Consider the following 2,175-nt stretch of genomic DNA (forward strand, 5'->3'; position numbering starts at 1 on the left):
CCTCACCTCTCCCCCGTCACCCTCACCCCCACCACCTCGTCGTCATCCGTGTACCGCACCCGTACGACATGCCCGGCGCCCGCGAACGCCGTGTGGACCGCCATGCGCACATGCGGTTCGGGGTTGGTCAGGGTGCGCCAGGCGCCGTTCACGTACAGGTGCAGCCGCGTGGGGCCGGTCCGCGGGTCGGGGAGCAGATCGTCCCGGAAGCGTTCCGCCAGGCCCTCCGTGGTCCGGCGGGGTACCAGGTCGGCCACGATCGCCCGCAGGTCCGGGCGGGTGCCGATGTGCTGCGAGGACGGGCGGCCCGGCGCCTCCCGCTGGGGCGAGCCGGTGCGGCGCAGCAGCGCGCGCAGGGGCTCGGGCGCCAGTGGCGCGAGCCCCGCCGTGCGCAGCATCCCCTGGAGCGCGGCCAGTACGCCCGCGACCTGCGCCGCCGCCGGTGACGTACCGGAGAACGCGTCCGTATACCAGGTGTCCTCCGACTGACCGCCCTGGAGTTCGCCCGGTCGGTTCCAGAAGCCGCCCGCCGTGGTGACCTCGTGGCCCCAGCCCTGGGCGTCCACGCGCGTACCGAAGTTGGAGAAGCCGAGGCGCGAGCGGTCCGGGCCGTGATCGCGGCCGTGGGTGCCCGGGGGCGGGGCGCCCGCGCCGACCACGATCGCGCCGGAGGACGGGGCCGCCGGGTCGAACGGGTTGCGCCACCACCCCGGGAAGCCGTCCGGGCGCGCCTCGTACAGCGCGTCGTCCAGGCTCTCAGCGCCGTTCCCGGCCGCCTCGACGACCACCACGCCGCGGGCCGTCGCGTACCGTACGGCCGCGAAGTCGTCGGGCCACCACTCCAGCGGAATGTGTCCGCGCTGGTCGTCGTCGGCCGCGTAACCGAAACGCGGGCCGGGGCGGTGCAGCGGGACCAGCAGGATGTCACCCGCGCCGAGGCGGTCGGCGGCGCAGGTGACGGCCCGGGCCGTGCCGATGCCGTGGATCGACGCGACCGCGAGGACGGCCTCCGGGACGATGCCCAGCGTGCCGCTGCCGCCGCGGCTGCCGCCGAGCACCCCGAGCACGGCCGTGCCGTGGTTGCGCCAGGCCAGGTCCTCGACCGGGGTGCCCGCGACCATCCCGGCGAGCTTCGGGCCGAGGTCGCGGTGGCCGAGCTGCCATGCCGCCTCCACGTCGACGATGCTCACGCCCTCGCCCGAGCCGCCCGCCTGGAGCCACGCCCATGCCGCGTCCACGCCGCCGGGCGCGGGCCCCAGATAACCCTGGCGTCCGCTGAAGTCGGGGGTCGCGGCCCCCTCCTTCTCGCGCCGCCCCTCACCGGCGCGGTCGTCGGGACCTCCGGCGTCCTCCTCCCTCCCGCCGAACGGGCCCGTCGCCGGGAGCGCGCTCGGCTTCACATACGCCGTGTCGATTCCGGGGAGCCCCGCCAGCCGGCAGGCGAGCTCCTCCAGACGGTCCTCGCCGCCGCGGACCCGGTGGAAGAGCGTGAGGTCGGGTACGTCGACACCGTGCCGGGGGAGCAGCGCCAGCGCCTCCCGCACCCTGGCCTCACTGCCGAACAGCGGTTCAAGGGCCAGCTGCTGGTCCATCAGGAACATGTCCAGGGCCGGCGAACCCGGGGGCTCCCCGTCCAGCGCCGAGCCGCCCGCGGTGAGCTCGGGGAGCGCGACGACGATCAGCTCCCGCTCGACGGGGTGGTACGCGAAACCCGCGCCCTCGGGCCCGGGGTCCTGCGCCCCGGCCGGACCGGCCGCCCCGAGCGAGTCGCCCATGGTTCGCCTCCCATCCGTCGCGTCTCGGTACGCGCTCCCCCGGGGCGCCGCGGCCCTGCCGCCGGGGAGAACCCTGCTGCGGGGAACGGGAGCTGTACAGGACGCAAACGCGACAAAGGGCCGGGAACGCCGGACGCGGCCGAATCCTTGGGGGCGGTATCGGACAACCGGCCTGATGCGTACGGAGATCCCCGCCCGGTGCGTGCGAGGGTTCCGGCCGGATGCGTACGGGGTTCCAGGCGGATGCGTACGAGGGTCCCGGGCGGACGCGTACGAGGGTCCCGGCCGGGCGGTCCGCGTGGGGCGGGACGGTCGCAGTCTGCCTGGTCAGACCCCTTGTGGATACATTCACGTATCCGATACGTTCCCGTATCCAAGAGGAGGACCTCATGGCCCCAGC

1 protein-coding gene is annotated in these 2,175 nt (G+C 75.1%); it reads right to left on the bottom strand.

The features are described from left to right. Positions 1 to 2: 2 nt before the first annotated feature. On the bottom strand, positions 3 to 1,775 hold the full coding sequence (locus tag ACJA3G_RS35550; RefSeq protein ID WP_406557158.1) for a S8 family serine peptidase: 1,773 nt from the start codon (positions 1,773 to 1,775) through the stop codon (positions 3 to 5). Between the last annotated feature and the right edge of the window lie 400 nt (positions 1,776 to 2,175).

Source organism: Streptomyces sp. YS-3 (assembly GCF_045257485.1).
Lineage (GTDB): Bacteria > Actinomycetota > Actinomycetes > Streptomycetales > Streptomycetaceae > Streptomyces.